Raw genomic sequence first — 24,660 nt, 5'->3', positions numbered from 1 at the left:
GGCGGATCGCCGAGGGTTCAGGCGGGCGCCGCGCCGGCTCGGGTGCGGGGGCTCCGTGCTTCCGGACTCCGTCCTGATCGTCGTATTGACCGGCTTCTCAGCCAGGAGTGCTTGTGAACATGTCACGCCGTCAGGCGTTGCGGGCGGCGGTGCTCACCGCCGCCGGCGCGACGCTCGGTGCTTGCGCCTTGGGACAGGACGGCCGCCCGAGCGGAAAGGGGGCCGCCCCGGCGGCGGCCGCCCCGGGCGGGTGGCGTATGCCCGCTGAGTCGTATCCGCACCGGCTGACCTACATGTCGTGGCCCACCCGGCGGATCTGGGGGCCGTATATCGCCGGGGTCCGGGAGGACATCGCGCGGATCGCCCGGGTGATAGCCGAGTTCGAGCCGGTGGTGCTTCTGGCCGATCGGCGGGACGTGAAGGCGGCCCGGCGGGCGTGCGGTTCGGGGGTGGAAGTCGCGCCGATCCCGGTGAACGACCTGTGGATCCGGGACACCGGCCCGAGTTTCGTCCTGGGCGGCCCCGGCCGTATCGCCGGGATCGATCTCAATTTCAACGGCTGGGGTGGCAAGCAGATCCACGACCGGGACGGCCGGGTCGCCCGCGAGATCCTCGCCGACGAGCGCGTCGAGCGGATCCAGGCGCCGATCGTCGGCGAGGGCGGCGCCATCGAAGCCGACGGCCAGGGCACCCTGATGGCGACCGAAAGCTCGCTGGTCAACGCCAACCGCAACCCGGGCAAGTCACGTGAGGACATCGAGGACGCGCTGAAGGATCTCTGCGGAGCCACAACGGTGCTGTGGGTGAACGGCATCAAGGGCCACGACATCACCGACTGCCACATCGACGCTCTGGCGCGGTTCACCGAACCCGGCGTCGTGGTCATGAGCACTCCGGCCGAGGACGCCCCATGGGCCGGTGTCTACGACCAGGCCCACGACGTCCTGAGCAAGGCCGTCGACGCGCGGGGGAAGCGCCTGGAGATCGTGGAGCTGCCGGAGCCGGCCGCCATCGGCCGCCGCGGTGAGGAGTTCCTGGCCGGCTACGTCAACTACTACGTGATCAACGGTGCAGTCGTCATGCCGCGCTTCGGAGATCGGAAGGCCGACGCCGACGCCCTCTCCATCGTGCGTGACCTGTACCCGGACCGCAGGGTCGTCCAAGTGGCCGTTGACACCCTCGGTGAAGGCGGAGGCGGGATCCACTGCTCGACCCAGCAGATGCCCGAACGAGCCTGAAGCCTCTGCCCGGCCGCGACCCGTGTCACCTCGCGCCCGGCGCCGGAGGCGGCCCGGCACCTCGGCTGCGCAGGTCCCAGGGGCATGGCGCCGTCCTGGACGCGTCGAGGACGGACCCAGCCTCGACGCATCCGGCGGTGCCTGAGATCAGGCCGGGAAAAGACGCGCCAGATACCCGTGGAGTGCGGCGACGGCGGCGTCCGGCGGGAGGCTCCCGGGACCGGCGTAGGCATGCATGGCCAGCCCGTCGACGAAGGCCCAGAGCGCGGCCGCCTCCGCCGCCGGGTCGGCGTCTTCGCCGATCTCGCCGCTCTGCCGGGCGGCCTCGATCGCCTCGGCCAGGTGGGCGCGCACTTCGTCGTGCACGGCGACCTGGATGGCCCGCAGCCGGGGATTGTCCACGGCGCGCCCGCAGAACGCGAGGTAGACGCGCAGTTCCGTGGTGCGTTCGGTGTCGAGGGGCAAAAATTCCAGGAGGCACCGCCGCAGCAGGTGGCGGACGGTGCCGTCACGGTTCAGCGTTCGCGTGACACGTTCGCGCGTCCGTTCGCAGACCTGCTGGAAGGTGAACAGCAGCAGCTCGTCCTTGCCGGAGAAGTAGTATCCGACGAGCCCCACCGACACGCCGGCCTTCTCGGCCGCGCGGGCGAACGTCACCCCTTCCATGCCCTCCACCGCGACGATGCGCCGCACCGCGTCGGCCATCTGGCGGCGGCGTTCATCGTGGTCGGCGACGCGAGGCATGTGAGGACTCCCGATGACACTGATCCGCCTGGCCGGTCACTCCGCCGGTACCAGCCCCTGGGCCAGATACCGGTGGAACTGCCAGATCGGACGCTCCAGGTGCGAGAACCGCCCGGTGTCCGAGGTGGCCGAGCCGAGACCGCGCTGGACCCCGCGGATCATCACGAGGTCCTCCGTCTGCACCTGATGATAGACGCCGCGGTAGACCTCCAGGATCTCCTCGTAGGCGGGAATCCGCCGCGCCTCCGGCGGGACGAGGATCGCGATCTGGGTGTCGTGGGTCGTCGGGCCCGTCGGCAGCCATCTGAACCACGCGGCGTGGTCGGGCATGACGGTCAGCACGAACAGCGGGAAGACGCCGACGATGAGCAGGCCCGATCGCTGCGCGGCGCTCAGATCCGGCACGGGCGGGAACAGGGTGGGGGCCACGTCGTGCCCGTCCTCCTCGCCCGCGGAGGCTTGCTTGCCCACGGGGTTGAACATCGAGAACCAGGCTCCGTCACAGTCGTCCACCTGTGTCGCCTGTCCCGGCAGCATGGGCTGCAGGCTGGCGGAGTGCGTTCCGATGTGGTGGTAGCTCTCCGAACCGTTCTCGACGGCGACCTTCCAGTTCGCCTCCACACCGGTCCAGGTCAGGGCTTCCGCCGTGAGCCATTCGGAAAGCCCGTACGCGCGCAGCCGCTCGGTGAGACCGGCCAGGCGGGGGGCGAGTGCCGCCGCGCCGGGATCGAAGTTGATCATGATGAAGCCGTTCCAGACCTCCAGCGCGAACGCGGGAAGGCGGCACGCCGAGCGGTCGAAGTCCACCTTGTGCATCAACGGCGCACCGGACAACTGCCCGGCGTACCGGCCGTCCAGCCGGTACGTCCAGGTGTGGTACGGGCAGGTCAATCTGGGCAGATTCCCCTGCCGGGGCGCTTGCTCGTGCGGCAGCACGTCCATGAACCGGTGCCTGCAGACCCGTGACAGCGCGTGCAGTTCACCGGCCTCGTCGCGGGTGATGACCAGCGCCTCGCCGAGCACGTCCACGGCCAGGTAGTCGCCCGGCTCGGGGACCTGGTCCACGCGTGCCACGCAGATCCACTCTCGCCGGAGGATCCGCTCCATCTCCAGGTCGTAGAGGCCGGGCGAGGTGTACGCCGCGCCCGGCAGCGTCCGGCTCTCCTCCAGGGGGAGGTCCGCGGTGTCGCGGACGTCCCTCAGCAGCGCGTCGAGGCCGGCCTTGTCGCTGCTGCGCCGATCGCTCATCGGCATCCCCTCTCATAGCGGCCACGGATGAACGCAAAATAACTGTACAGTCACTCAGTTATTTTGCAAGGGCCGACCCACGCCGGCCGGGGCGAGCGGGCGCCAGGTGGATCTAGGTACCATCCAGGTCGCCGCCATCAACATCTGGCTACAAGCCCTGGCCAGCACCACTTTCTAAACACTGCCTAGCTCAAGTGGCCCAGAACCTGTTTCCGTCGCGGTGGGTTGGGGCGCCGGCCAGGTGCGGCTGGTTCAGCGGTTTTGAAATGTGGACAGTGTGCGGGCTGCCGGCGTGAGCGCGGCGGCCAGGCGCCGGCAGTCGGGCTCGGGCAGGCCGCCCAGGTCGTCATCGAGGTCGGCGAGCAGGTCGGCCACCACCTCGGCGGCCAACGCGGCGGTGTCGGCGGCCGGGCCGAGCTTGCTGCGGGCCGCGTCCACTCGCGGCGGGGTGAGCCGCTCCACCGCGGCCGCCAGCAGCCAGGCCGGCACTCCCGCCGCTCCGCCGGGCGGCGGCACGAACGGCCGGGCGCCGTTGTAGCGGGCGTCCTCGGCAAAGTCGGGATGCTTGACCTTCAGTACCGGCCGCGGTCCCAGTTCGCTCGTATCCCAGGATCCGGCGGGCTTGAGGACGTAGCCCTCGGCGCGGTTATCGGGCAGTTCGGGAAGGCCCAGCGCATCGGGCACCAGCGTCGGGAAGTCGACCGGCAACTCTCCCAGCTTCTGCCGCCGGCCCTGCCCCACCAGCGGCACGCACTCCAAGCCCACACCGCTCACCAGTTCGGCCAGTTCTGCGCGGCTCATCCAGCGCGGTCCCGACGATGTGCTGACCGCGCCGTCGAACGCCAGCCATACCAGGTCAGGGCTGTACCACACGCCGGTCTGCACCGGGCCGACGCCCTCGACCGGCGGTACCCGCGGGTGCGGGTAGCCTCCGCCGGCCAGTTCCCCGTACAAGACCACGTCCTGCCCGGCCGCCCGCGCCGCTGCCGCCGCCGCCGTCGCCAGTACCGGCCACAGCCGCGCCACCCCGAAGAAGGTCTCAAGCCGATCCTCGTCCAGCGGCCCGCGCCGCCCGGCGGCCCGCGCCGTCCGGCCGTCGCTGACCAACGCGAGATGGGCGCCGTGCACCTTCTCCTCGGCCACCCAGTTCCCGCCGGGCAACGGCCCGGCGCCGAACCGCTGCGGGATCTTCGGATACCACACGCCCTGACCCCCGTTCCGCGCCCGAACCTCCCTGCCGCCCGGCCGGGACACTCCGGCGGGCAGCCTCTCGGACGCCCACCTGAAGAGCAACCCATTTTCAGAACACGAGCGTTCTTAGCGTGGAACGTGGTCCGCCGGCTTCTCACTCCGCGAGTGGTTTGCCGCCGGGGGGATTGCGAAGGACGCCAGTGCTGCCAGGACCGCTACGCTCGCTGCGAGTGCGAGAGCCCCCGGCAGGGATCGGGTGACGACGGGGCCGGCGGCTGCCGCTCCCACGGCGAATCCTGTGATTTTCAGGCTGGCGCCGGTGGTGAAGATCTGGCCGCGCAGGTTTTCCGGGGCCTCCCGGTGGCGGATCGCGAACAGGGCGGCCAGTCGGGGGCCTTCGCCGATCCCGGCGATGACCACGGCCACGATGAGCACGGCTGGTCGCGCCGAGGTGGCCAGGGCCGGCGCGGCGGCCTGGATGAGGGCACTGGCCCAGATGACCGTGGCGGGGGAGACGGAGCGCGGAAATCGGGCGAGCAGGGCGTTGGCCGCCAGAGCGGAGATCGCGTCGCAGGAGAGCAGCACCACGCCGCGGCCGGCTCCGCCCAGGACACGCTCGCCCAGCAGCGGGATGCAGGCGGTCAGCATGCCCTGAGCGGCACAGCAGACCACCGAGGTGAGAGTTGCCCGGGCCAAGAACGGATTGCCGACGATGACACGTATTCCGGCGGCGAGATCGCTGATCAATGAGGTTGTCCGGGCTCCTCGTACTCGGCCGGGACGGGCTGGCGGCGTCCATGCGGCCGGCAGCGCCAAGGCGATGAGCACGGCGGAGGTCACCACGGCCGCCGGCGCCCCCAGCGCCTCTGCCGCGCCGCCGGCGAGAGCCGGGCCGACCGTTTCTGGGACGGCCGCCCCCGACGTACGCCTCACCTCCGCCGAACAGGGCGCGGCCTTCCTTGGCGGAGCAGTCGAACGCGTCCTCACCGCGGCGGACGAACTGGTCGCCCAGACAGGGGTGACGGAGATGACGGTCACCGACCTGGCCCGGCTCTCCGGAGTCCGCCCCGGCAGCATCTACCAGTTCTTCCCGACCAAGACGGCCGTGCTGGACGCCCTCGCCGAGCGCTACCTGATCGCCCTGGACCGGCAACTGGCCCCGCAACTCGGCGAACCCGACCGCCGCCCCACGCCGGACCTGCTGGAAGAGCTGTTCGAGGCGCACGTCTCCTACCTTCGCGAGCACCCCGGCTTTCGCGCCCTGTGGCTGGGGCGAGCCCACCTCACCCGGTTGCCGCGCCTCGACACCGAACGCGACGCGTTCCTGGCCGGCGCGATCGACCGCGCCCTGCAAGGCCAAGGCGCCGACCCCGAACGGACCGCGGCAGCCGCCAGACTCGTCGTCTTCGTCACCGGACACATCCTCGAACTGGCCTTCCAGCACGACCCCGCGGGCGACGCCGATGTGCTCGCGGAAGGGCGGCGGCTACTGACCGCCTACATCACCGACATCACGCCGCAGACCGGCGACGGCACACCGACATGAGTACGGCCGACCGGCCCGGCCGGTGAGCAGCGGAGCGCCCCGGTGCTCCCATGCTCGCCGGACCGCGTCGATGCTCCTGTGACCACCACGCCGGCCGCGAAGTCTCACAGTTCGGTGCTCGTCGGCTGTTGTGGGCGGCTAAGCGGTCTGCTGCGGGGTGAGCGTCTGCGCGAGGAGAGCACGATCGAAATAGACCTCGTTGCGCTTGACCTTCGTTCCCTCCATCAGCACCAGGTCCATGCCGTCGATCTCGACCTGCCGGTCGCCGCCCGTGGGCCGCAGCGTGGCCCGCCACAGGACGGCGACGCCCTCGCCGCCCTCGAAGAGGTGGAACTCGCGCGTCGTCCAGCGCATCTGCCAGGCCGCGAACAGCTTGGAAAGGTAGCGGCGCATCGCCTCGCGTCCCTCGACCGGGCCGCGGGTGCTGGGGTCGCGGTAGACCAGGTCGTCGGTGTAGCGCTCCAGGACCGCCTCGACGTCCTGGCGGTTCCAGGCGTCGTACATCAGCCTGGAGTTCTGCTCGAACTCGGACACGTTCATTCCGGCTCCTTGGTCTCTGGGCGCCGCTCGGACGCGGTCGTGGTCTTCGAAGTGCCAAGCAGCGCCCGCAGGCGGCTGCCCGCCGCGCGGAGAGGTTCGGCGTCCCGCTGCGCCCGGGCGATCAGCAGAGCGCCCTCGATCGCGGAGATGACGAGCAGAGCCAGTTCGCGTGCCTCGGCGGCGTCGCGGCCGGTCTCCACGAGGCGGTGTTCGACGGCGCCGGCCCACTCGGCGAAGATCTCGCCGCAGGCGATCCGGACGGGTTCGGAGGTGAGCGCGGCGTCCATCGCCACCGAGCCCACGGGGCAGCCGCGTGCCCAGCCCGAATCGCTCAGATCGGCCGCCAGGAACGCCACGATCTGGCGCACGGCGTCGCCGACATCGTCGGTGGACCGCAGGACCTGCTCGATCCCGCGTCCGATCTCCCGCCCGGAAGCACCGATCGCGGAGACCGCCAGCTCCTGCTTGCCGCCGGGGAAGTGGAAGTACAGCGAGCCGCGGGGGGCTCCGCTCTCGTCGAGGATCTGGTTCAGGCCGGTTCCGTGGTAGCCGTACCGGCGGTACAGCTCGCCCGCGGTTTCGAGCATGCGTGCTTTGGTCTCTCCTCGCCGAGCCATGTCCCTCCCGAGGTCGATGAGGAGAACATACTATGTAGACCGGTCTATTAATAGCCAGTGCCGGGGGAACGGAGAGAACCTGAAAGGATCCTTGCGCGCCTCTGGCCGACCGGCCGCCGCAGGAGGAAGCGGGACGCGGCTTGCCGTCCTGCTTCGGACCGTGCGGACGGCCTGGGAGGGGGCGCTCGGTAGGTCTTCCCTGCTCGATCATGACTTGACGCGAAGCCCGACCCTGTTCCATTCTTTTCTTACCAAATAAGTAGGGAAAGTGGGATTAGTCGTGCTGGGACGGACGATGAAGGCGGGAGCCGCGCTGGCGACGGTCGTTGCGGGGGCGGTGGCCTGCGGCGGGTCCGGGGACTCCGGCGGCAGGGTCCGGCTCTCGCTGGTGGCCTACTCCACGCCCCAGGCGGCGTACGAGGCGATCATCAAGGCGTATCAGAAGACGCCCGACGGCGAGAAGGTCACCTTCACCAGGTCGTTCGGCGCGTCCGGGGAGCAGAGCCGGGCGGTGGCGTCCGGGCTGAAGGCCGACATCGTCGGGTTCTCCTTGGAGCCGGACATGACACGGCTGGTGGACGCCGGCCTGGTCGACGCGGCGTGGAACTCCGGGCCGCAGAGGGGGATGATCACCAACTCGGTGGTCGTCCTGGTGACCCGCAAGGGCAACCCCGAGAGCATCAAGACCTGGGACGACCTGCTCAAGCCCGGCGTCCAGGTGATCACGCCGAACCCGTTCACCTCCGGCGGGGCGCAGTGGAACATCCTCGCTGGATACGGCGCCAAGGCGACCAGGGGCGCCGACAAGGCGGCCGGGACCGCCTACCTGCACGCGCTGTTCAAGAACGTCCCTGTGCAGGACTCCAGCGCGCGCAAGTCGCTGCAGACCTTCGCGGGAGGGAAGGGCGACGTGCTGCTCTCCTACGAGAACGAGGCGATCTTCGCCGGGCAGAACGACCAGCCGATCGACTACACGGTGCCCGACTCCACCATCCTGATCGAGAACCCGGTCGCGGTGACCAGGAGGAGCGAGCACCCGGCGGAGGCCCGGGCCTTCCTGAAGTTCCTGCGGGGCAGGAAGGCGCAGGAGATCTTCGTCAAGAACGGGTACCGGCCCGTGGTGGACGGCGTTCCCGGCGCCGCGGCGTTCCCGAAGCCGGCCGGGCTCTTCACGATCGCCGACCTCGGCGGCTGGCCGAAGGTCAAAAAGGAGCTCTTCGACCCGAAGGGCGGGGTCATGGCCGACGTCGAGAAGGGCGTCGGCGTCTCGGTGGAGGGCTAGGTCCCTTGCCGACGTTCGAGAAGACGAGAGAGGCGCCCGCGGCCGGCGTGGGCACGGCGACGATTTTCCTGAGTGCGGTGGTGCTGATCCCGCTGGGCACGGTGCTGTGGAAGGGGACTGCGCAGGGGCCCGCGGCCTTCTGGGATGCGATCACCGCCCCGGACGCGTGCGCCGCGCTGAGACTGACGGTCGCCGCCTCGGTGGTGGTGGCGCTGGTGAACCTGGTCATGGGCACGCTGATCGCCTGGGTGCTCGTCCGCGACCCCTTCCCGGGCAGGGGCCTGATCGACCTGCTGATCGACCTTCCGTTCGCGCTGCCCACCATCGTGGCGGGCCTGGTCCTGCTGGCGCTGTACGGGACCGACAGCCCGGTGGGGATCACGCTGGCCTACACCCGGGCGGGGGTCGTGGTCGCGTTGCTGTTCGTGACCTTGCCGTTCGTGGTCCGCACGGTGCAGCCGGTGCTGCTGGAACTGGACGGCGAGATGGAGCAGGCGGCGGCCTCGCTGGGGGCGGGCTCCTGGACGATCTTCCGCCGGATCATCCTGCCGAACCTGCTGCCGGCGATGCTGGCGGGCACCGCGCTGGCGTTCACCCGGTCGATGGCCGAGTTCGGGTCCACCGTGCTGATCTCGGGCAATGTGCCGTTCAAGACGCAGGTGGCCGCCGTACACGTCTTCGGCCAGATAGAGAGCGACAACACCGCCGCCGCCGCGGCGGTGTCCACCACGTTGCTGATGGTCTCCCTTCTGGTACTGGTGACCATCGACCTGGTGCACCGCTGGGGGGCTCGCCGTGGCTAGATACGCCCTGCGCTGTGCCGTGCTGGTCTACCTGCTGTTTCTGCTGATCCTGCCGGTCGCCCTGATCTCCTGGCGGACGTTCGGCGAGGGCATCGGGTCCTTCGTCGGCGCCCTGACGACCCACTCGGCGCTGCACGCCTTCCGGGTCACCTTGGTGGTGGCGGGTTGGGCAGGGGCGCTGAACACCGTGTTCGGGGTGCTGGCGGCGCTGCTGCTGGTGCGGCACCGGTTCCCCGGCAAGCGCCTGTTGGGCATCTTGATCGATCTGCCTCTGGCGGTCTCGCCGGTGGTGGCGGGGTTGGCGTTGATCCTGGTGTACGGCCGGTTCGCCCCGGTGGGGGGATGGCTGGAGGACCGCGGCATCCAGATCGTCTTCTCCACGCCCGGGATGGTCCTGGCGACCGTGTTCGTCTGCCTGCCGCTGGTGGTGCGGGCGATCGTCCCGGCGCTGGAGGAGATGGGCGACGAGCAGGAGCAGGCCGCGCGAACCCTGGGGGCCGGCGGGTGGCAGACCTTCCGGCGCATCACCGTCCCGGGCATCCGTGCCGCCCTCGGCTACGGCATCGTGCTGTCGCTGGCCCGTGCGCTGGGCGAGTACGGCGCGGTGGCCGTCGTGTCCGGACGGACCGTCGACCAGACCCAGACCCTGACCCTGTTCGTCGAGGAACGCTTCCAGAACTTCGACGCGCACGCCTCCTACGCCGCGGCGCTCGCGCTGGCGGCCATCGCCGTCACCAGCCTCCTGGTGACCAGGCTTCTGCGACCCGAGGACGGCTCCTGATGGCCATCGACATCCGTCATGTCAGCAAATCCTTCGGCGACGCCCCGGTGCTGCGGGACGTGTCAGTGGACATCGCCGCCGGATCGCTGACCGCGCTCCTGGGCCCCAGCGGCGGCGGCAAGTCGACGCTGCTGCGGGTGATCGCGGGGCTGGAACGGCCCGACTCGGGGAGCGTCGTCATCTCCGGGCGGGACGCCACCGGGCTACCTCCGCAGCGCCGGGACGTCGGCTTCGTCTTCCAGCACTATGCGGCGTTCAAGCACCTGACCGTCTTCGACAACGTCGCGTTCGGCCTGAAGATCCGTAAACGCCCCAAGCAGGAGATCCGCCGCCGCGTCGGCGATCTGCTGGACCTGGTGCATCTCGGTCAGTTCGCCGGACGGTATCCGGCGCAGCTGTCGGGCGGTCAGCGCCAGCGCATGGCCCTGGCCCGCGCCCTGGCCGTCGAGCCCCGGGTGCTCCTGCTGGACGAGCCGTTCGGCGCGCTCGACGCCCAGGTTCGCAAGGAACTGCGGGCGTGGCTGCGCCGCCTGCACGATGAGGTCCACGTCACCACCGTCTTCGTCACTCACGACCAGGAGGAGGCGATCGAGGTCGCCGACACGATCGTGGTCCTGGCCGACGGCGCGGTGCAGCAGGCCGGCACGCCCACCGACCTCTACGACAACCCTGCCGGCCCCTTCGTCATGCGGTTCCTCGGACCCGTCACCGAGCTCGGCGGCGTCCTGCTTCGCCCGCACGACGTCCGGGTGACGGCTGAACCCGGCCCGGGCACCAGCCCCGCGACCGTCACACGTGTCGTCCGCCTCGGCTTCGAGGTGCGCGTCGAGTTCGCGTTGCGGACCGGTGAGGAGGAACGGACGGCCTGGGCACAGATGACCAGGCGCGCCGCCGAGCATCTCGGTGCCCGGGTGGGTACCGAGGTCCATGTCAGGCCCGTTCCGCGAGCGGCCGCGGTGCCGGCGAGCTGATGCGGTCCGGGCGGAGGCGGTATCCCCGCCTCACCGCGGCGGTGGTGCATGGCGGCCAGGCCGGCCCACCGAACTCGGGGTACACCGGGATCTCGGGTTCTCCGCCGGCGAGGCGAGCGCACTGTGCACGTGCACAAACTGGGCCCGCCGTTGCGCTGCCGCGGGCACATTGTGGCTTGTCGGCGCCGATTCTTTACTAGGGGCTACCCGTAGCGACCTCCCGGCGAGCCCACCCCCCACTTGCCCCCCAGGAACCGAACCCCCCTCATGATCCGCCCCTGCGCGGTCAGGAGGCATCCCCCTGCGCGGTCACCGAGGCATCCCCTGCGCCCTGGTACGCGAGAGAAGAGACCCCGAAGTGCGATCTGCCAAACGCTCACTGGTGGCCATCGCGGCCACGGCACTGCTGTCCCTGGTCGCGTGCGCCCCGCCGAGCAGCAATTCCTCCTCGAACGGCGCAGCCGGCGGCACCAAGAAGTACAAGATCTACCTGGACCTGAGTTACAGCGGTAACGCCTGGTCGAACGCGGCCGCGAACATGATCCAGGCGCTGGCCAAGACGCCGCCGTACAACCAGCAGGTCGAGTTCCACAAGATCATCTCCGGTGCGGACATCGCCAAGCAGATCTCCGACCTGCAGAGCATGATCAACTCCGGTGCCGACGCGATCATCTGCTACCCGCTGTCGCCGAAGGCCCTGAACGGCGTGGTGAACCAGGCCGCCGCCAAGGGCGTGAAGATGTTCTTCTACGACGGCACGGTGACCAGCCCGAAGGCGTACAACGTCAGCTACATCACCGCGGGCTTCGGGCAGAACTCCGCTCAGTACCTGGTCAACAAGCTGGGCGGCAAGGGCAAGATCTTCATGAACAGCGGCGTGTCCGGGACCGCCACCGACACGATCCACAACGAGGCCGCGAAGTCGGTGTTCGCGAAGTACCCGGGGATCAAGGTCGTCTCGCAGTACTGGAGCAACTGGGACGCGGTGCAGTCGAAGACCAACACCCTCAAGGCGCTCGCGGCGAACCCCGATGTCGACGGCATCTGGTCGCAGGACGGCGAGTACGGCGTGGTCCAGGCGCTGCAGCAGGCCGGACACAAGCTCATCCCGGTGACCGGTGAGATGTCGAACGGCTACCGCAACCAGCTGCTGACCCTGCACGACAAGGGCCTGGTCGGTGTCTCCTCCGGATCGGCCCCGACGGTCGGCGCGTACGCCTTCAAGCTGGCGATGGAACTGCTCACCGGCAGGATCAAGGAGGGCGACCTGCCGCACAACACGGAGTTCCCGCTGCCGTGGGTGCCGTACGACCAGGTCAAGGTCGGTGACCCGCTGAAGCCGGCGGCCGGCGGCAACACCTGGCCGCTCGACAAGGTCCCGCCGGTGTTCGCGGCCGGCATCTACTACCCCGACCTGGTCCCGGAGATCAACTATGACTCCGCGATCAACGGCAACCCGGTGCCCGGGGCGACCATCAAGCCGATCGACCCGACCAAGATCGTCAAGGCGCCGGACGTGCCGGAGATCAACAGCGACACCAAGACGAAGCCCGCGGATCTGTTCAAGCTCAACCCCGAGTTCGTCAAACCGATCGACGCACCCTGACGACGCCGAGCAGCCGCGACCAAGGAGGAACGGTGCAGACCGTCCTGCAGGTGGACGACCTCACCAAGCGCTACGGCGCGACGACAGCCCTGGACCGGGTCACCTTCGCGGTGGCCAAGGGCAGCATCCACGCGATCATCGGCGAGAACGGCGCCGGCAAGTCGACGCTGATCAAGAGCCTGAGCGGCCTCCAGGTTCCGGACTCCGGCACGATGCGGCTGGACGGGGAGCTGTTCGCCCCGTCCAGCCTCGGCGAGTCACGCGGGCGAGGAGTCTCGACGGCGTTCCAGGAAATGAGCCTGCTCGGCAACCTGACCGTCGCCGAGAACCTCTCCCTGCCCCGGCTCGGCAGCGGCCGGCTCTTTGTCCGGCGGCGGCAATACGAGGCCGCCGCCGCCGAACTGCTGGCGAAGTACGACCTGCCCGGTCTGTCCCCGGCACAGCGGGTCGGTGAGCTCTCGCTCGCCGAGCGGCAGAAGCTGGAGATCGTCCGGGCGGTCAGCCACCGGCCGAAACTGCTGCTGCTCGACGAGCCGTCGGCCGCGCTGCCCGACGTCGAGTGGCTCTTCGGCCTCATCGAGAAGATCCGCTCGCCCGAGCTCACCATCCTTTACATCTCCCACCGGCTGGCGGAGATCCGGGATCTGTGCGGGTCGGCGACCGTACTGCGCAACGGGCGGGTGGTCGACACGGTCCGGCTGTCGGACGTGGACGACGGCATGGTCTTCACCCTGATGGGCGGTGCGAGCGACGACCAGGTCCGGGAGAAGAGAACGGGCCGCACCACCGGTGCTCCCGCCATCCAGGTCGACGGCCTGCGGGGCGACACCGTACGAGACCTCTCGTTCACCCTGCACGACGGCGAGATCCTCGGCGTCGCCGCGCTGGAGGGTCAAGGCCAGGCGGAGACGTTCCGCATGCTCGCCGGGGCGTCCCGCCCGAGCGGCGGAACCATCGCGGTGGGCGGCCGGCGGTCGAAGTACACGACCCCCGCGGGGGCGCTGCGCAGCGGGATCAGCTTCGTCGCCGAGGAGCGGAAGGCCGAGGGGATCATGCCCGGCATCTCCACGCTGGCGAACATCACCATCTCGTCGCTCGGCCGGACCAGCACGCTGGGTGTGGCGGCCGGGAAGAAGGAGTACCAGGCGAGTCTGCCCTTCGCCCGCAAGGTGGACTTGGACGAGCGGTATCTGCGGATGGACATCGACGCGTTGTCCGGTGGCAACCAGCAGAAGGCGATCCTGGCCCGCTCGCTGATGAAGGGCTCGAAATACCTGCTGCTGTACGACCCGTCGCGCGGCGTGGACGTCGGCACCAAGGCGTCGGTGTACCGGATGATGCGCGAGTTCACCGACTCGGGCGGCGCCGTGCTCTGGTACTCGACCGACCTGTCCGAACTGGTCGGCATCTGTGACCGCGTCCTCTGTTTCTACCGGGGATCCGTCGTGGCGGAGTTCCCCGGTCACGAGACCGACGTCGAAGAACTGTTGCAGGCCATCACCGGCCACGGCGCCGGCGAGAAAGCGGGCCAATCATGAGACGCGCCCTGTCCAGTGGCACCACCCTGGCGGCGATCATCCTCGTCGCCATGTACATCGTGTACATGTACTCGTCGATCGACGTGCTCACCACCGAGAACGCGACCGACCTGCTCAACAACGCCGCCCCCCTGGTCATCTCCGCGACCGGACTGACACTCGTGATCGTCGTCGGCGGCTTCGACCTCTCCCTCGGCGGAGTGGTCACGCTCGCGAACGTCATCCTGGCCACCCAGACCGGGGGGACCACCGGCAGCGCCGCCGTCGGCGTGCTGCTGGCGTTGCTCGCCGGTGTCGTCGTGGGCGCGCTGAACGGTTTCCTGGTGGCCTACCTGAACGTCCAGTCCATCGCCGCGACGCTGGGCACGTTCATCATGTGCAGCGGACTCGCGCTGGTCATCATGCCGTCGCCCGGTGGCAGCGTTCCGGAGTTCATCTCGCCCGGACTGATCTCCTCGGTGGGACCGGTTCCGGTGTCCCTGCTGGTCATCCTGGCCTGCGTCGTCGCCTATCTGGCGTTCCGGAGGACCCGGATGGGGATCCACATCTTCGCCGTCGGCCTGGACGAGAGCGCGGCGATCCAGTCAGGGATCAAGGCCGCGGCGGTCAAGTTCCGGGTGTACCTCGCGGCCGGCCTGCTGTACGCGGTGGCCGGAGTGATGCTCTCCGCGCTCACCGCCAGCGGCGACCCGAACGGAAGCGCCGTGTTCATGGTCCTGGTGTTCGCCGCGGTCGCCATCGGCGGCGCGAAGTTCGGCGGCGGCCGGGGCAGCGCGATCGGCAGCATTCTCGGCGCCGGCGTGCTCGCAGTACTGCAGAAGATGCTGTTCGCCGTCGGCGTGTCGACCTTCTACACCGGCATCTTCCAGGGCGCCATCCTCATCGTCGCCGTGCTGATCGGAATGATCAGCCTGCGCCTGGGCGAGACCCGCCCACGGGCCGTGACCACCGACCAGCGAGCACTCACAGGACGGCCGGCATGACCGCGATCTCCGCCCACTCGGTACGCCGGAGCCTCCCGGCCCTCAGCGGCCAGACAGGGTACATCCTGCTGCTGTTCGGCGTCACCGCGTTGCTGATGCCGCTGTCCCGGTTCGTCAGCCCGTCGCTCGGGTCGTGGAGCACCGTCTCCGCGATCCTGGTGATCTCGTCGATGCTGGTCCTGGTCGGATTCGGGCAGGGCCTGGTCATCCTGGTCGGTGAGCTCGACCTGTCGATCGCGTCGGTCATCGCGCTGACCGGCGTCCTCACCACGGCCTGGCTCGGTGAATCGCCCTCGCTCGTGACGTTCCTGGAGATCCTGGCGATCGCCGTGCTGATCGGCGTGCTGAACGGGATCGGGGTCACGGTGCTGAAGGTGCCGTCGTTCATCATGACGCTGGGCTCGCAGCTGATCGTCGCGGGCATCGCCCTCGGATACACCAAGGGAACCGTGCCCGGTACGACGCCGCGGTTCCTCGGCGACCTCATGCTCGGCAAGGTCCTGGGCGTGCCGACACCGATCCTGCTGCTGATCGGGATCGCCGTCGTGGGTTTCGTGATCCAGCGGTACACCGTCTTCGGCCGGCGGCTGTACGCGGTCGGCGGCAACCGGGCGACCGCCGCCATCGCCGGCGTGCACGTCAACCGGATGATCGTCGGCGCGTTCGCGGTGAGCTCGTTGTGCGCCGCCCTGACCGGGATGCTGCTGGTGGGCTACGGCGGCGGCGCGACCCTCGGGATGGGCGACGGGTACTTCCTCCCGTCGATCGCGGTCGTGGTCGTCGGCGGATCGTCGATCCTCGGTGGCCGCGGCAACTACCTGGGCACGGTGGCGGCGACGATCTTCCTGCAGACGATCTCCACCCTGATCCAGGCGCTCGGCATCAGCCAGGGCTGGCAGACCTTCATCTACGGCTGCCTGATCATCGCGGTCGTGGGTCTGCTCAAGCGGGACCTGGCCACCAAGGCCGGCCGCCTGCTCACCCGTCCCGGCAAGAGCTGAGCGGGTTCTTGCCCCAGCAGGCGCAGCGGATAGCGCGCCGATCCCATCGCCGTCCGGCCGGGCAGCCCCGGCCTGGACCACGCGGAGAGCGAGTCGATGTATTCAACCGATACGGCCCCGGGGTCCGAGGGGACCGAAGGACCACTGACACCGGCGGAGGTCGCGCGCGTCCTCCACGACGAGTACGGGCTGGACGTCGCGGAGCAGAAGGAGCTCGGCGGCGAGGTCGACCAGAACCGCTGGATTCGCACCAGCACTGGCGACGAGTTCCTGCTGAAAGCGTCGATGGGTGACGTCGACGACGCCATGCGCTGGCAGGAACGGGTCCTGGCACATCTCGCCACGGACGCACCGGACCTGCCGGTACCGCGTCTGATCCCGGCGACCTCCGGCGCCACCCTGGTACCGGTTGTCAGCGGCGACGGCCGCTACGTCGCGCGGCTGCTGACCTGGTTGCCGGGGACGATGATCGCCGAGCTCGAGGAGCAGCCCGAGACCCTGCTGACCGAGCTGGGGCGGGTGGCCGCGCGGCTCACCCAGTCCCTCGGCCGGCTGGACTCCAAGCCCTCGCAGTCGCACGCCTGGGACCTGCGGACCGCGCACGTCGTCGTTGACGAGGCCCTGCCGTTCGTCGAGGACGGCGACGACCGGGAGCTGGTCGCGCGGGTGATGGGCTGGTTCGAGCGCGTCCGGCCCCGGCTGGCCGGCCTGCCGGCCGGCGTCGTGCACCAGGACCTGAACGACTTCAACGTGCTCGTGGAGTCGGGAACCGAGCGGATCAACGGCATCCTCGATGTCGCCGACGCGCTCCACACCGCCCGCGTGACCGAGGTGGCGGTCGCCGTCGCATACGCCATGCTCCGCAAGGCCGACCCGCTCTCGGCGGCGGCCGCGGTGGTCCGCGGCTTCCACTCGGTGGCGCCGCTGTCGGAGGACGAGATCGCGGTCATCTTCCCGCTGGCCGCGGCTCGCCTGTGCTTGAACGCCACCGTGTGGACGCGGCGTACCAGCTCCTCGGACCACGCCTACGGGCGCAGCCGGATGCAGTACACCTGGCCGGCGCTGCGGAAGATCGCGCGGATCGCGCCGAGCTTCGCGGAGGTGTCCCTGCGGGCCGCGTGCGGCTTCTCGACCCCGCGGGCACTCGGCGAAGCGAGCCCCGCAGGCCGGCCCGCAGTCGCCGAAGCCCTGATCGAGGTGGACCTGTCACCGGCCGGCGATCTGCTGGACGACGTCGACTGGTCCGACGCCGGCGCCGTCGCCTCGGTGGTCGACGCCCTGCTCGGCGACCGGACCACCCGGGTCGGCTTCACCCGCCACCTGGCACCGTCCCTCCTCTTGTCCGCCCAGCGGGCGACCGGTCCCGCGGAACCCGCCACCGTCCAGCTCGGATCGGCCCTGCTCGCCCGGGTCGGGTCGGCCGTCGGTCTCCCGGTCGCCGGGGAGGTCGTCAGCGTTGCCGGTCCCGCCGTACTGCGGCACGCGGCCGGCGCCGCCACGTACTGGACCTCCTGGTGGGGCGTCGACGTGAGTCATCAGCCCGGAGACCGCCTGGACGCCGGAGATCAGCTCGGTACTGTCGCCGCCCCACCGGAGAAGCCGGGCCTCGGTGCCGTGGTCCAAGTCCAGGTGCTGGCCACCGAGGATCTCGCCGCCGCGCCGCCTCCCCGCCGCGTCCGGGTCAGCGAGGTCCCCGCCTGGCAGGTGCTGACGGCCGACCCGGAGAGGTTCCTCGGGCTGCCGGCGCGGGCCGGCGGCCGGCGGCTGGACGGCGAAGACGTCGCCGCGCTTCGCGACCGCCGCCTGGCACGATCCCAACGCGCCTACTACCGGCGGCCGCCCAACTTCGTCCGCGGTCGCGGTGTCTGGCTGTACGACGAATACGGCCGCGGCTATCTCGACGCGATCAACAACGTCACCCACGTCGGCCACGCGAACCCCCGGATCGTCGACGTCGCCACGGCCCAGATGAAGAAGCTCAACACCAACAGCCGTTTCCTCTACGAAGGCATCGCCACGTACACCGAGCGGCTGGTCTCGACCCTGCCCGCGCCGCTGGAAGTGGTCTTCCTGGTCTGCACCGGCAGCGAGGCCAACGACCTGGCGCTGCGCATGGCCCGGCAGGTGACCGGCCGGACCGACGTGATGGTCATCGACGGCGCGTACCACGGCAACACCGCGGCGGTGATGGGCATCAGCCCGAACCGTTACAAGGGCCCGGGCGGCCGCGGCGCACCGCCGACCACGCACGAGGTGGTCCGGCCCGACGTGTACCGCGGACCCCACGGCCGCGGCGAACCCGATGCCGGCCGCCTGTACGCCGCCGACGTGGCCGCCGTCGCCCGGCGGCTGGTCGACGAGGGACGGCCGCCGGCCGCCTTCATCGCGGAGTCCCTGATGGGCACGGCCGGGAACATCGTCTTCCCCGACGGGTACCTGCGCGGAGCCTTCGAGGCGGTCCGGGCCGCGGGTGGCCTGTGCATCTCCGACGAGGTCCAGGTCGGGGTCGGCCGGCTGGGCTCGCACTTCTGGGGCTTCCAGGTCCAGGGCGTGGTGCCGGACATCGTGACGATGGGCAAGCCGCTCGGCAACGGTCATCCGATCGCGGCGGTGGTGACGACACGCGAGATCGCCGACGCCTTCGACGACGGAGTCAAGTACTTCAACACCTTCGGCGGCAACCCGGTCTCCTGCGCGATCGGCACGACCGTGCTCGACATCGTCCAGGGCGACGGACTGCAGGAGCGCGCCGCCGAGGTGGGCGCCTACTTCCTCCAATCGCTGCGGGACCTCAAGGCCCGGCACGAACTGATCGGCGACGTCCGCGGCCGGGGTCTGTACCTCGGCATCGAACTGGTCCGGAACCGCGACACGCTGGAGCCCGCGGCCAGAGAGGCGATGGCCGTCAGCGAGCGGATCAAGGACGCCGGCGTCGTGGTCTACCCGACCGGTGCCCATGACAACGTTCTGAAGATCAAACCGCCGATGATCTTCGGTCCCGAACACGTCGACATCTTCACCGGCACGCTCGACCAGGTGCTGACCAGGGGCAGGGCGGAAGGATGGAATTGACAGCGATCGACATCAACGCGGACGCGGGCGAGAGTTTCGGCCGCTGGGTGCTGGGACGGGACGCGGAGCTGCTGCCGCTGGTCACCACGGTCAACATCGCCTGCGGCTTCCACGCCGGCGACCCGGCCGCCATGCGCCGCTCGCTGATCCTGGCGCGCGGCCTCGGCCTGTCGATCGGCGCGCATCCCGGCTACCCCGACCTGCTCGGGTTCGGCCGGCGGCGGCTGGCGACCAGCACCGAGGAGGCGCTCGACTACATCGTGTACCAGACCGGCGCGCTGCACGGGCTGGCGCTGACCGAGGGGATCGAGCTCAGCCACGTGAAGCCGCACGGCGCCCTCTACGGCCAGGTCGCGGAGTCCGCCGAGCTCGCCCTCGGCGTCGCCCGCCAGCTTCAGTCGATCCGGCCCGGCCTCGCGCTGCTGATCGCGCCCGGCGCGGGCGCGAAGGCGGTTCGGGAAGCCGGGCTCCCGGTCGTGCTCGACGCGGCGGCCGACCTGGAGTACGACGACAGCGGCTGGAACATCATCGAGCCCGTGCCGGGTGAGAAGGATCCGGCGGCCGTCGCGGAGCAGGCGGCCGGACTGGCACGGGGCCACGTCACGACCTTGTCCGGCAAGCGGGTGCCGCTGGCGGCCGAGTCGCTGTGCGTGCACGGGGACCGTCCGAACGCTCCGCAGATCGCGCGAGAGGTCCGGGCCCGGCTGGAGGAGGACGGCATTGACATTCGCAGCGCCTTCTCCCGCTAGCGCGACGGCTCAGCGAGGTGAACCGATGCCCGCCTTCGACGACGGCTCCCGGGTGAGCTTCGGGGCCGACGAGTTCGTCTTCGTCGAACTGTCCGCGGAGATGTCGCTGGCCACCACGCTCCGGGTCATCGCGATCACCGACGAGCTGCGGAACCGGGAGATCCCCGGCCTGGTGGACATCTGCCCGGCCCATGTCAGCTACATGGTGCGGGTGTCCCCCGAAGAGCTCGACCCGCGCGACGTCGTACCGCGGCTCGCCGACATCCATCGCGCCGCCGCCGGCTCGGTCGGGCTCACCATCCGCGCCCGGGTCATCGACTTGCCGATCTTCTACAACGATCCGTGGACCCACGAGACGCTGATGAGGTTCCGCGACCGTCACCAGGCCCCCGACCTGACCGACCTCGAGTACTCCGCCCGGCTGAACGGTTTCCAGGACGTGGACGAGTTGATCGCCGCGCACTCCTCCAGCCCGTTCATCGCGACCTTCATCGGGTTCGTGCCCGGCAACGCCGAGTCGTACCAGCTGGTGCCGCGGGATCGGCAGCTCGAAGTACCGAAGTACCTGCGGCCGCGGACCGACACCCCGGCACGCGCGCTGGGCCACGGCGGGGCGTTCACCACGATCTACCCGGTCCGCGGTGCCGGTGGCTTCCAGCTGTTCGGGCGCTCACCGCTGCCCGTGTTCGACGCCGGGCAGCGGCTTCCCGACTTCGCCGACAGCATCGTGCTTCCCCGCAGCGGCGACATCTTCAAGTACCGCCCGATCGACCGGGACGAGTACGACGACCTGCGCCGCCAGGTGGAGCAGGGCGACTTCCGGTACCGGATCCACGAGACCGTCTTCGACCTCGGCGCGTTCACCGCGGACCCGGTCGGCTACAACAGAACCCTGCTGGAGGTGCTGGCCGATGATTGAGGTGGTCGCGCCCGGCCTGCACTCCTCGGTCCAGGACCGCGGCCGGTCCGGGTACTACGCCGTCGGCGTCCCGCCGTCCGGAGCGATGGACCTGTTCGCCCACGACGCGGCGAACGCCCTGGTCGGGAATGCCCCGGACGCGGCCGGGCTGGAGATCACCTTCCTCGGTCCGACCCTGACGTTCCAGGTCGCCACGGTGATCGCGGTGACCGGCGCAACGGTCGACGTGGCGTTCTCGAACGGCCGGCGGATCCCGCTGTGGACGAGCCAGCTGGTCCGGGCCGGGCAGACGGTCCGCTTCGCGGCGATGAGCTCCGGCGCCCGGGCGTACCTCGCGGTCCGGGGCGGGATCGACACCCCAGTGGTGATGGGCAGCCGCTCGACGTACAGCTTGTCCGGGCTCGGCGGGCTGGACGGCAGGACCTTGCGCGCCGGGGATCTGCTCCAGATCGGAACGGACGTGCTGCCGGGAAGCCGGCACCGCCCGGGGGTCCAGGTCCCCGACGAACTGCGGCCGACGTACCCGGCCGAGCAGGAGATCCGGGTCGTCCCGGGCCTGTGCGACTACCGGCTCACCGGCGAGGCGACCGAGGTGCTCTACTCCACGCCGTACGCGGTGACGGTCGAGGCGAACCGGACCGGGTACCGATTCCAAGGCGAGCCCCTGGAGTTCCTCGACCGCACGGCCCCGTTCGGCGCCGGGCACGACCCGAGCAACGTGGTGAACCTGGGCTATCCGGTCGGCTCGATCCAGGCGCCCAGCGGTACCGAGCTGATCTGCCTGCTGCGCGACGCCGTAACCGGCGGCGGGTACGCCACGATCGGGACGGTCATCAGCGCCGATCTCGACCTGATCGCCCAGTCCAAGGCGCCGGATCAGGTGCTGTTCCGCCCGGTGAGCGTGGAGACGGCGCTGGCCGAGCGTGCGGTACGGGCTCGCCGGCTGGCCGCCATCCGGCAACTCGCGCTCATCTGACCCCATCCGCTGAATCGGCCGGCTCCGAGCCTTCGGGGCGTTCGTATGCTTGCCACCGACGCCGGGCGGCGCGTGAGAGGAGCGGCTGATGAAGCACGGGAACGAGGCTGGCACCTCACCCCTGCACCTGATCGCCCGGCACCTGCTGGAGGAGCGGCTCGAGGAGCTCACCACCACGGCGGTCGCCCGGGTGCGGGCGGACGAACCGGAGTACGCCGGGTCGATGGTCAGCCAGGACGACCTGACCCGGGCGATGCGGCGGACCCTGGCGCTCGCCCTGCTCCGGCTGCTCGGCGAGACGCCGCCCGACGACGTCGCCACGGCCGCCTCCCAGGTCGGCCGGCTGCGCGCCGAACAGGGCCTGCCGCTCTCGGCGTTGCTGCACTCGTACCGGATCGACCTGCGGATCCTCTGGGAGGCGATCATCGCCGAGGGCGCCGCTCGCGGCTACGCCTCGGACGAGGCGTTCCTGGAGAGCTGCATCCTGGTCTGGGAGGCGGTCGAGGCCAACATCGCCGAAGTCGTCGATGCGTACCGGCGGGCCGAGGAGAACCTCGCCCGGCGGCGCGACGTTCTGCGCGCCCGGGCGTTCGAGCGGCTGGTGCGCCAGGCCGAGAGCGACCCGTCCGTGGTCCGCGAGGCGTCCAGCCGCATGGAACTGCCCAGCCGGGCGAGGTACCTGGTCGTGGTCGGTGAGGACGTCCCGGTCAGTCACGAGACGCTGGTCACCATCACGTCGCGACTCAGTGCGCGGGGGCTGTCGTGCCACTTCGGCTGGATCGAGGACAATCTGATCGGCGTCGTGCTGCTGGCCGGCCGAAGAGCCGCGGACATCGTCGCCCTGCTCGAACCACTGTCGAGCTGGAAATGCGGTGCGGCGGTCGTCGACGGGCTCGCGGGCATTCCGCGGGGCAGCCGCCTGGCGCGTGCGGTGATTCCGGCACTGGTCGCGCCGGGAGTCCAGTTGCTCAGCGCGAACTGGCCGGCGACGGTGGTCGCCGCCGACCACGAGGTCGCCGCCGCCCTGGCCGAGGAGATCCTCGGCCCGTTGTACGCGCTGCCGCATCACGAACGCGCGGCCGTGTTCGAGACGCTCGACGCCTACATCGACGGAACGGGGTCGGTGACCGAGATCGCCGCCCTCACGCTGCGGCACCGCAACACCGTGCGGAACCGGCTGCGGACCGTCGAGCGCATCACCGGACTGTCGCTCGGCAAGCCGAAGGACCTCACCACCCTGACGCTTGCCATGGAGTGGTGCCGGAGCCAGGAGGGTCCCAAAGCCTGGCACTGAAGGCGTTGCGCAGTTGCCCCCGGTTGCCCGCATGACCAGGTGCAACACGCCTTGTGCCGTCGTTCACCGCTGCTGTTCGACTCGGGTGCGGCTCGAACGCGGGGATGCGGTTGATCGAGCGGTGATGGCGTATTCGTCTTGGTGCCGGGTCTGGTGAACGCGGTGGCGTAGTCCGGCCGGGACGAGACAGCCCATCCGCCTGTGAGATCGGCGGGCGGGACGGCCAAGGCGATGTGGGCCACCCAGACGAGGCCGGTGGCGTACGTCACATGACCGTGCCGTCACAAGCGGCGGACGCCCGGCATCTCGTGTTCGTCAGGGCCCCGCGCGAACGAACCGCGCGGCATCTACCCCTCAACGAGTGAGGACGAAGTCATGGAACCTCGTTTCAACCTGTTCGCCAACGAGCTCGGCGCCAAGATCGGTAAGCGGATCGCCAACGTCAGCCTGGTGATCCAGGAGTCGCCGTTGCCCAGGGCCCTCCAGGAACTGGTGGAGTTGCGCGTCAGCCAGATCAACGGGTGCGGTTTCTGTGTCGACGCCCACACCAAGGAGGCCGCGGCCGCCGGTGAGACCGTGGTCCGGATCAATCTGGTGGCCGCCTGGCGCGAGTCGACGGTGTTCACCGAGGCCGAACGGGCCGCGCTGGCGCTCGCGGAGGAGGGCACCCGGCTCGCAGACGCCCACCAGGCCGTGTCCGACGAGACCTGGGCCGAGGCGCGCAAGCACTACAACGACGACGAGATCGTCGCGCTGGTCTCCCTGGTCGCGATGATCAACGCGGCCAACCGGCTCGGCGTGATCCTGCGCCAGAAGGGCGGGTCGTACGAGCCCGGTGTGTTCGCCGGCATGTCGAGCTGAACAGGTGGCTGAACCTCGGCCCGGCCCGGATCTCCCGATCCGGGCCGGGCCTGCGCATATGCGGGAACGCCACCGCTCCATCGAGTCGCTGTCCGCGAATGCGGCCTCATCGCGCCCAACTCCCTCGGCCGCGTCTGCGTTCACTCGGTCCGCCGGGACATCGCGAACAAGTGTGAGGTCGGCGTGCCCGCGTCACATTCCGGGCGGCTGTGTCGTCGGACCGGTGAACCGTGAGCAGAGGAGGGAAACCGGCCCGTGAAACGTCGCGATCATTTACTACAGCGCCGCAGGCACCGTGCACGGCCCGGCGCCCAGTTGCCGCCGAGGGCGCGCAGACGAAAGCGCACCCTCCCTGGGGTGGTACAGGACGAGCTCGCCGGCAAGGTGTACTCGGCTTTCACCACCTCCAGCACCGCCTGATTCGGTGCCGCCGGCTCCAGTCCCGGCACCGCCGCGGTGAATTCCGGTTCTTCCTACAAAACGTGCACCCAGAGCGGCCCAGATTGAGGGCGGCACTGCGGACGGCCGTTCCTGCGACCTGACGACCTCATTTCCCTAAAGGAGTTACCGAACATGACCGATCTCAGCGGGCTGACCGGCGACTACGTCCTCGATACCGTTCACACCCGGATCGGGTTCGTCGCCCGGCACACGATGGCCACCAGGGTGCGCGGGCGATTCGACGAGTTCGAGGGCGAGC

The 24,660-nt window shown here is 70.0% G+C and carries 23 protein-coding genes; 17 read left to right on the top strand and 6 right to left on the bottom strand.

Features of this window, described 5'->3' with window-relative positions; translation table 11 throughout:
• The first annotated feature begins 119 nt into the window (after window positions 1-119).
• A complete protein-coding gene (locus AF1_RS05320; RefSeq protein ID WP_165488330.1) occupies window positions 120-1,238 on the top strand; it encodes an agmatine deiminase family protein in 1,119 nt (372 codons plus the stop codon).
• Window positions 1,239-1,385: 147 nt separating this feature from the next.
• Here AF1_RS05320 and AF1_RS05315 read toward each other — a convergent pair whose 3' ends face one another.
• From AF1_RS05315 to AF1_RS05300, 4 genes are all read right to left on the bottom strand, one after another.
• Entirely contained in the window at window positions 1,386-1,982 is a 597-nt protein-coding gene (locus AF1_RS05315) for a TetR/AcrR family transcriptional regulator (protein ID WP_067793873.1), read from the bottom strand.
• A gap of 36 nt (window positions 1,983-2,018) precedes the next feature.
• Window positions 2,019-3,230, bottom strand: coding sequence for an aromatic ring-hydroxylating oxygenase subunit alpha (locus AF1_RS05310; protein ID WP_067793909.1), 1,212 nt, complete (start codon window positions 3,228-3,230; stop codon window positions 2,019-2,021).
• Window positions 3,231-3,482: 252 nt separating this feature from the next.
• On the bottom strand, window positions 3,483-4,433 hold the full coding sequence (locus AF1_RS05305; RefSeq protein ID WP_067793872.1) for an RNA ligase family protein: 951 nt from the start codon (window positions 4,431-4,433) through the stop codon (window positions 3,483-3,485).
• Window positions 4,434-4,547: 114 nt separating this feature from the next.
• Complete coding sequence (locus AF1_RS05300) at window positions 4,548-5,168, bottom strand: MFS transporter (protein WP_174548819.1); 621 nt, start codon at window positions 5,166-5,168, stop codon at window positions 4,548-4,550.
• A gap of 73 nt (window positions 5,169-5,241) precedes the next feature.
• Between AF1_RS05300 and AF1_RS05295 the strand changes: the two genes are divergently transcribed.
• A complete protein-coding gene (locus AF1_RS05295) occupies window positions 5,242-5,967 on the top strand; it encodes a TetR/AcrR family transcriptional regulator (RefSeq protein WP_084262464.1) in 726 nt (241 codons plus the stop codon).
• Window positions 5,968-6,105: 138 nt separating this feature from the next.
• On the opposite strand, the gene AF1_RS05290 is transcribed toward AF1_RS05295, so the two are convergent.
• Together AF1_RS05290 and AF1_RS05285 are read right to left on the bottom strand one after the other, a co-directional pair.
• A complete protein-coding gene (locus AF1_RS05290) occupies window positions 6,106-6,507 on the bottom strand; it encodes a nuclear transport factor 2 family protein (RefSeq protein WP_067793870.1) in 402 nt (133 codons plus the stop codon).
• Window positions 6,504-7,094, bottom strand: coding sequence for a TetR/AcrR family transcriptional regulator (locus AF1_RS05285; RefSeq protein ID WP_067793869.1), 591 nt, complete (start codon window positions 7,092-7,094; stop codon window positions 6,504-6,506). Before AF1_RS05285 ends, AF1_RS05290 begins: the two co-directional genes overlap by 4 nt.
• 298 nt (window positions 7,095-7,392) lie before the next feature.
• Here AF1_RS05285 and AF1_RS05280 point away from each other — a divergent pair, with 298 nt between their 5' ends.
• The 15 genes from AF1_RS05280 to AF1_RS36985 form a co-directional block, all read left to right on the top strand.
• Window positions 7,393-8,406 carry a sulfate ABC transporter substrate-binding protein gene (locus AF1_RS05280; protein ID WP_207393963.1) on the top strand — a complete coding sequence of 338 codons (1,014 nt, stop codon included), beginning with the start codon at window positions 7,393-7,395 and terminating at the stop codon, window positions 8,404-8,406.
• Between the two features lie 5 nt (window positions 8,407-8,411).
• A complete protein-coding gene (cysT, locus tag AF1_RS05275; RefSeq protein WP_067793867.1) occupies window positions 8,412-9,209 on the top strand; it encodes a sulfate ABC transporter permease subunit CysT in 798 nt (265 codons plus the stop codon).
• Complete coding sequence (locus tag AF1_RS05270) at window positions 9,202-9,990, top strand: sulfate ABC transporter permease subunit (protein WP_067793866.1); 789 nt, start codon at window positions 9,202-9,204, stop codon at window positions 9,988-9,990. Before cysT ends, AF1_RS05270 begins: the two co-directional genes overlap by 8 nt.
• Window positions 9,990-10,961, top strand: coding sequence for a sulfate/molybdate ABC transporter ATP-binding protein (locus AF1_RS05265; RefSeq protein ID WP_067793865.1), 972 nt, complete (start codon window positions 9,990-9,992; stop codon window positions 10,959-10,961). Before AF1_RS05270 ends, AF1_RS05265 begins: the two co-directional genes overlap by 1 nt.
• Window positions 10,962-11,343: 382 nt before the next feature.
• A complete protein-coding gene (locus AF1_RS05260) occupies window positions 11,344-12,567 on the top strand; it encodes a sugar ABC transporter substrate-binding protein (protein WP_067793864.1) in 1,224 nt (407 codons plus the stop codon).
• A gap of 32 nt (window positions 12,568-12,599) precedes the next feature.
• Window positions 12,600-14,105, top strand: coding sequence for a sugar ABC transporter ATP-binding protein (locus AF1_RS05255; protein WP_067793863.1), 1,506 nt, complete (start codon window positions 12,600-12,602; stop codon window positions 14,103-14,105).
• On the top strand, window positions 14,102-15,088 hold the full coding sequence (locus tag AF1_RS05250) for an ABC transporter permease (protein ID WP_067793862.1): 987 nt from the start codon (window positions 14,102-14,104) through the stop codon (window positions 15,086-15,088). Before AF1_RS05255 ends, AF1_RS05250 begins: the two co-directional genes overlap by 4 nt.
• A complete protein-coding gene (locus AF1_RS05245; RefSeq protein ID WP_067793861.1) occupies window positions 15,085-16,089 on the top strand; it encodes an ABC transporter permease in 1,005 nt (334 codons plus the stop codon). The genes AF1_RS05250 and AF1_RS05245 overlap by 4 nt, the downstream gene beginning before the upstream one ends.
• 96 nt (window positions 16,090-16,185) lie before the next feature.
• A complete protein-coding gene (locus AF1_RS05240) occupies window positions 16,186-19,161 on the top strand; it encodes an aminotransferase class III-fold pyridoxal phosphate-dependent enzyme (protein WP_067793860.1) in 2,976 nt (991 codons plus the stop codon).
• Window positions 19,152-19,910 carry a 5-oxoprolinase subunit PxpA gene (locus AF1_RS05235; RefSeq protein ID WP_067793859.1) on the top strand — a complete coding sequence of 253 codons (759 nt, stop codon included), beginning with the start codon at window positions 19,152-19,154 and terminating at the stop codon, window positions 19,908-19,910. The genes AF1_RS05240 and AF1_RS05235 overlap by 10 nt, the downstream gene beginning before the upstream one ends.
• A gap of 25 nt (window positions 19,911-19,935) precedes the next feature.
• Window positions 19,936-20,829 carry a 5-oxoprolinase subunit B family protein gene (locus AF1_RS05230; protein WP_067793858.1) on the top strand — a complete coding sequence of 298 codons (894 nt, stop codon included), beginning with the start codon at window positions 19,936-19,938 and terminating at the stop codon, window positions 20,827-20,829.
• Window positions 20,822-21,805, top strand: coding sequence for a 5-oxoprolinase subunit C family protein (locus AF1_RS05225; protein WP_067793857.1), 984 nt, complete (start codon window positions 20,822-20,824; stop codon window positions 21,803-21,805). Before AF1_RS05230 ends, AF1_RS05225 begins: the two co-directional genes overlap by 8 nt.
• An 88-nt stretch (window positions 21,806-21,893) precedes the next feature.
• Window positions 21,894-23,099 carry a PucR family transcriptional regulator gene (locus AF1_RS05220; RefSeq protein ID WP_067793856.1) on the top strand — a complete coding sequence of 402 codons (1,206 nt, stop codon included), beginning with the start codon at window positions 21,894-21,896 and terminating at the stop codon, window positions 23,097-23,099.
• A gap of 375 nt (window positions 23,100-23,474) precedes the next feature.
• On the top strand, window positions 23,475-23,960 hold the full coding sequence (locus tag AF1_RS05215) for a carboxymuconolactone decarboxylase family protein (protein ID WP_067793855.1): 486 nt from the start codon (window positions 23,475-23,477) through the stop codon (window positions 23,958-23,960).
• A 573-nt stretch (window positions 23,961-24,533) separates the two neighbouring features.
• A partial coding sequence (locus tag AF1_RS36985) for a YceI family protein (RefSeq protein WP_169804029.1) occupies window positions 24,534-24,660 on the top strand: 127 nt, incomplete at its 3' end.

Origin of the sequence: Actinomadura formosensis NBRC 14204, from assembly GCF_001552155.1 — a bacterium.
Lineage (GTDB): Bacteria > Actinomycetota > Actinomycetes > Streptosporangiales > Streptosporangiaceae > Spirillospora > Spirillospora formosensis.
This window is presented reverse-complemented; position numbering and strand designations above follow the sequence as displayed.

Coding starts and splice junctions, on each gene's coding strand:
- AF1_RS05295 (WP_084262464.1), top strand. CDS start 5,242: ATGAGCACGGCGGAGGTCACCACGGCCGCCGGCGCCCCCAGCGCCTCT.
- AF1_RS05220 (WP_067793856.1), top strand. CDS start 21,894: ATGAAGCACGGGAACGAGGCTGGCACCTCACCCCTGCACCTGATCGCC.
- AF1_RS05235 (WP_067793859.1), top strand. CDS start 19,152: ATGGAATTGACAGCGATCGACATCAACGCGGACGCGGGCGAGAGTTTC.
- AF1_RS05240 (WP_067793860.1), top strand. CDS start 16,186: ATGTATTCAACCGATACGGCCCCGGGGTCCGAGGGGACCGAAGGACCA.
- AF1_RS05315 (WP_067793873.1), bottom strand. CDS start 1,982: ATGCCTCGCGTCGCCGACCACGATGAACGCCGCCGCCAGATGGCCGAC.
- AF1_RS05225 (WP_067793857.1), top strand. CDS start 20,822: ATGATTGAGGTGGTCGCGCCCGGCCTGCACTCCTCGGTCCAGGACCGC.
- AF1_RS05245 (WP_067793861.1), top strand. CDS start 15,085: ATGACCGCGATCTCCGCCCACTCGGTACGCCGGAGCCTCCCGGCCCTC.
- AF1_RS05290 (WP_067793870.1), bottom strand. CDS start 6,507: ATGAACGTGTCCGAGTTCGAGCAGAACTCCAGGCTGATGTACGACGCC.
- AF1_RS05265 (WP_067793865.1), top strand. CDS start 9,990: ATGGCCATCGACATCCGTCATGTCAGCAAATCCTTCGGCGACGCCCCG.
- AF1_RS05310 (WP_067793909.1), bottom strand. CDS start 3,230: ATGAGCGATCGGCGCAGCAGCGACAAGGCCGGCCTCGACGCGCTGCTG.
- AF1_RS05215 (WP_067793855.1), top strand. CDS start 23,475: ATGGAACCTCGTTTCAACCTGTTCGCCAACGAGCTCGGCGCCAAGATC.
- AF1_RS05285 (WP_067793869.1), bottom strand. CDS start 7,094: ATGCTCGAAACCGCGGGCGAGCTGTACCGCCGGTACGGCTACCACGGA.
- AF1_RS05230 (WP_067793858.1), top strand. CDS start 19,936: ATGCCCGCCTTCGACGACGGCTCCCGGGTGAGCTTCGGGGCCGACGAG.
- AF1_RS05250 (WP_067793862.1), top strand. CDS start 14,102: ATGAGACGCGCCCTGTCCAGTGGCACCACCCTGGCGGCGATCATCCTC.
- AF1_RS05320 (WP_165488330.1), top strand. CDS start 120: ATGTCACGCCGTCAGGCGTTGCGGGCGGCGGTGCTCACCGCCGCCGGC.